The organism is Streptosporangium nanhuense, from assembly GCF_059358815.1.
Window position 1 is genome coordinate 1 of the sequence record NZ_JCADBG010000068.1, and the last position, 4,881, is coordinate 4,881.

A 4,881-nucleotide genomic window follows, 5' to 3' on the forward strand; every position below is an offset into this window, starting at 1 on the left:
GACGACACCCCCGCCCGGCGCGGACGACCCGTCTCCGGCCACTCGACCCGGTCGGTCAACACCTCCACCGCACCCGACGCCCAGTCCACGTGCGACGAGGGCTCGTCCACGTGCAGCGTCCTGGGCAGCACCCCGTTCCGGAGCGCCATGACCATCTTGATCACACTCGCCACACCGGCGGCGGCCTGGGTGTGGCCGATGTTCGACTTGACCGAGCCCAGCAGCAGCGGACGGTCCTCCGGCCGGTCCTGCCCGTACGTCGCCAGGACCGCCTGCGCCTCGATCGGGTCGCCCAGTGCCGTACCGGTGCCGTGCGCCTCCACCGCGTCCACGTCGGCGGGGGTCAGACCGGCGACGGCCAGGGCCTTTCTGATCACCCGTCGCTGAGACGGACCGTTCGGCGCCGTCAGGCCGTTGGACGCGCCGTCCTGGTTGATCGCCGAGCCGCGCACGATCGCCAGCACCCGGTGACCGTTGCGGCGCGCGTCCGACAGCCGCTCCAGCATCACCAGGCCGACGCCCTCGGACCACCCGATGCCGTCCGCCGAGTCGGAGAACGCCTTGCACCGGGCGTCCGGCGCCAGCCCGCCCTGCTCGCCGAGCTCCCCGAACGCCGCGAGCGTCGATATGACGGTGACCCCGCCGGCCACGGCGAGCGAGCACTCCCCGTTGCGCAGTGCCTGGGCCGCCATGTGGATGGTCACCAGCGACGACGAGCAGGCCGTGTCGACCGTCACCGCCGGCCCCTCCAGCCCGAAGGTGTACGAGATCCGGCCGGAGGCCACGCTGGCCAGCTGGCCGGTCATGATGTGGCCGCGCGACTCCTCGCCGGGCATGTAGCCCGAGCCGACGGAGCCGATGAAGACGCCGGTGTCGCTGCCGCGCAACGAGTCCGGATCGACTCCGGCGCGTTCGAGGACCTCCCAGGCGGCCTCCAGCAGCAGGCGCTGCTGCGGATCCATCGCCAGCGCCTCGCGCGGCGAGATCCTGAAGAACTCCGCGTCGAACTCGGGCGCGTCGAAGACGAACCCGCCCTTCAGGTCGAGGTGACCGTGGGCCTGCCAGCCACGGTCGGTCGGCAGCGGGGTGATGGCGTCCCGCCCCTCGGCGACCAGCCGCCACAGGTCCTCCGGGGAGTTCACCCCTCCGGGATAGCGGCAGGCCATCGAGACGATGACGATCGGGTCGTCCCCGACCGGGACCGCGGCCACCGGGAGGATCGTGTCGCCGTGCGCGCCGAGCACCTCGCCGAGCAGGTACTCACCGAGCACGGTCGGGGTGGGGTAGTCGAAGACGAGGGTGGAGGGCAGGCGCAGCCCGGTGGCGGCGTTGAGCCGGTTGCGCAGCTCGATCGCGGTGAGGGAGTCGAAACCCAGCTCGCGGAACTCGCGGCGCACCTGCACCGCTTCCGGAGAAGGGTGGCCGAGGACGGCGGCGGCCTGGGCCCGGACCAGGTCGACCACGAACCGGGCCCGGTCGGCCTGGGTCAGCCCTGCCAGCTGCCGCTTCAGCATCCCCTCACCGGCGGACACCGAGGAGGCCGTACGGCGGGTTCCCCGCACCAGGCCGCGCAGCAGCGGCGGTACCAGCTGGGCGGACATCGCCTGCGGGTTGAGCCGTACCGGGACCACGAGGGGGGAGTCCGAGCCGGCGGCGGCGTCGAACAGTGCCAGCCCCTGCTCGGTGGTGATCGGCGGCAACCCGGCCGCGGTCATCCGCTGCACATCGGCCTGCGACATGCCGCCGGTCATCCCGGTGGCCTGCGCCCACAGCCCCCACGCCAGCGACAGTCCCGCCAAGCCCTGCGCCCGCCGCCGCACCATCAGCGCGTCCAGCCACGCATTGGCCGCCGCGTAGTTGCCCTGACCCGCCCCACCCATCAACCCGGCCAGCGAGGAGAACACCACGAACCCCGCCAGATCACTGTCCGCGGTCAGCTCGTGCAGGTGCCAGGCGGCGTCCACCTTCGGCCGCAACACCTTATCCAGCCGCTCGGGCGTCAGCGAGGTGATCGTCCCGTCATCCAGCACACCGGCCGCGTGGATCACCGCCGTCAGCGGATGCTCCTGCGGCACCTCGGCCAGCAGCGCCGCCACCGCGTCCCGATCGGCCAGATCGCAGGCGGCCACGGTCACCCGGGCACCCCGCTCGCTCAGCTCCTGGTGAAGCTCTGTCACACCGGGGGCGTCGAGGCCTCGGCGGCTGGCCAGCAGCAGGTGCCGCACCCCCCGCTCGGCCACCAGGTGCCGGGCCATCTCCGCACCCAGACCACCCGTGCCACCGGTGATCAACACCGTGCCCTCCGGATCCCACCGACGAGGCATGGTCAACACGATCTTGCCCGTATGCCGGGCCTGGCTCATGAACCGGAACGCCTCCCGCCCCCGCCGCACATCCCACGCCGTGACGGGCAGCGGCTTCAGTTCACCGGCCGCGAACAGCTCCATCAGCTCGGCCAGGATCTGCCGCAGTCTCTCCGGTCCGGCGTCCAGGACGTCGAACCAGTGGTACTCCAGCCCCGGGAACCGCTCCTGATCGCGGATGTCGAGCTTGCCCATCTCGACGAACCGGCCACCCGGACGCAGCAGGCGCGCGGAGGCGTCGATGAACTCCCCGGTCAGGGAGTTGAGCACCACGTCGATTCCCTCGTCACCGACCACCGCGCGGAAGCGCTCCTCGAACTCCAACGAACGCGAGGAGGCGATGTGGTCATCGGGGACGCCCAGCGAGCGCAACACCTCCCACTTGGCCGGACTCGCCGTCGCGAACACCTCCACGCCCAGCCGCTGGGCGAGCTGGATCGCGGCCATCCCGGTCCCGCCGGTACCCGCGTGCACCAGCAGCCGCTCCCCCGCCCGCAACCCGGCCAGGTCCATCAGCCCGTAGTAGGTGGTGAGGAACGCGACCGGGATCGTCGCGGCCTGCTCGAAGGAGACCTCATCGGGAATCTTGGTCATCCCGCCTGCGCCGGTGACCACCACCGGGCCGAAACCACCCTCGACGAGGCCGACCACCCGGTCACCCACCCGCAGGTCCTCGACGCCGGGACCGACCTCCAGCACCACTCCGGCGGCCTCGCTGCCCATCAGGCCGACCTTGTCCTGGAACCAGCCCAGCGCGTTCAGCCCGTCCAGCAGATCCCGGAAGTTCACCCCCGCCGCGTGCACCTCCACCCGAACCTGCCCGGCCTCCAGCGGCCCGGCCGCCTGAGGGAACGGCAGCAGCTCCAGCGCGTCCAGGCTGCCCTTGGCCCGGCTGCCCAGCCGCCACGCCACCTCACCGGCCGGAGGCAGCAAGCCCGCCCCCGAGGTCAGCGACACCAGCCTCGGCACCCGCACCCCATCCTCGCGTACCGCCACCTGCGGCTCGCCACACGCCAGCACCCCGGCCGGCACCGGCGAGGACAGCTCACCGTCGACGTCCACCAGCACGAACCGGCCCGGATTCTCCGACTGCGCCGACCGCACCAACCCCCACACCGCCGCGCCCGCCAGATCGGCGACCGCCTCACCCTCACCGGCCGCGACCGCACCCCGGGTGACGAACACCAGACGCGAAGCCGCGAACCGCTCGTCGGCCAGCCACTCCCGCAGCAGACCCAGCACCCCGGCCGTCACCTCATGCGCCGAGGCCACCGCGTCCCCGGACGTCCCGGACGCGACTTCGACCAGCACCACCTCCGGCACCGGCCCCGCCTCGCCCAGCGCCCGCAGATCACGATGAACCGTCACCGGCTCCCACGTCGCCGCGAGACCCAGCGCGTCCGGCTCGAACGCCGCGAAACCCACCACCGTCACCGGCGCCGGATCGGCCACCGGGACCTCGGAGAGCGGGCTCCACTCCAGCCGGAACAGCCCGTCCCGTTCCGTCACCTGGCCACCACCGGCGAGCCGGCCGGGCGAGAACGGGCGCAGCACCAGCGAGCGCGCCGACAGCACCGGCTCACCGGCGGCGTCCACCGCCGTCAGCGTGGCCGCGTCGCCGGCGGTCCGGATCAGCCGTACGCGCAGCATCGTCGCGCCGGTCGCGTGCAGGCTCACCTCACCCCAGGAGAACGGCAACCGGCCGCCCTCGACCGGCTCCAGCCCGACGAAGGCCACCGCGTGCAGCGCCGCGTCAAGCAACGCCGGGTGCACCCCGAACGCACCCGCGCCCGACGCCGCCTGCTCGGGCAGCGCGACCTCGGCGAACACCTCGCCGCCGACACCGTTCCAGGCGGCCCGCAGCCCCTGGAACACCGGGCCGTATTCGAAGCCGCCCGCGGCCAGTCCCTCGTACAGGCCGTCCAGCTCGATGGCGGTCGCCCCCTGGGGAGGCCACACCGCCGTGTCGAACGGCGCGATCGGGGCGGGAGCGGCCGCGGGGGTGCCCGTGGCCAGCGTGCCGGTGGCGTGCCGCACCCACGGCACGTCGTCGGCGGCCTCGGCCGAGCGAGCGTAGAGGCTCACGCTCCGATGGCCCGTCTCCTGCGCGACGCCCACCCACACCTGCACCGCGACGGCGTCGTTCTCGCCCAGCACCAGCGGCGCGGTCAGCGTCAGCTCCTCCACCCGGTCACAGCCGACCTGGTCGCCCGCCCGGATCGCCAGCTCCAGGAACCCGGTGCCCGGGAAGATCACCGTTCCGGCCACCGCGTGGTCGGCCAGCCAGGGGTGCGACGAGAGCGACAGGCGGCCGGTCAGCAGCACGCCGTTGGAGTCGGCCAGGCCCACGGCCGCGCCCAGCAGCGGATGCCCCGCCACCACCAACCCCGCCGCCGCCACATTCCCCACCTGGGAACCCGCCCTCGCGGGCCAGTACCACCGGTGCTGGAAGGCGTAGGTGGGCAGATCGACCCGGCGACCGCCCGGCAGCAGCTGCCGCCAGTCCACCGCCACACCA

At 73.2% G+C, this 4,881-nt stretch carries 1 protein-coding gene; it reads right to left on the reverse strand.

The features are described 5' to 3' along the window. Positions 1–4,881 (reverse strand): SDR family NAD(P)-dependent oxidoreductase (locus tag AC5L38_RS43880; protein WP_495248758.1); only part of this gene is annotated, 4,881 nt, incomplete at both ends.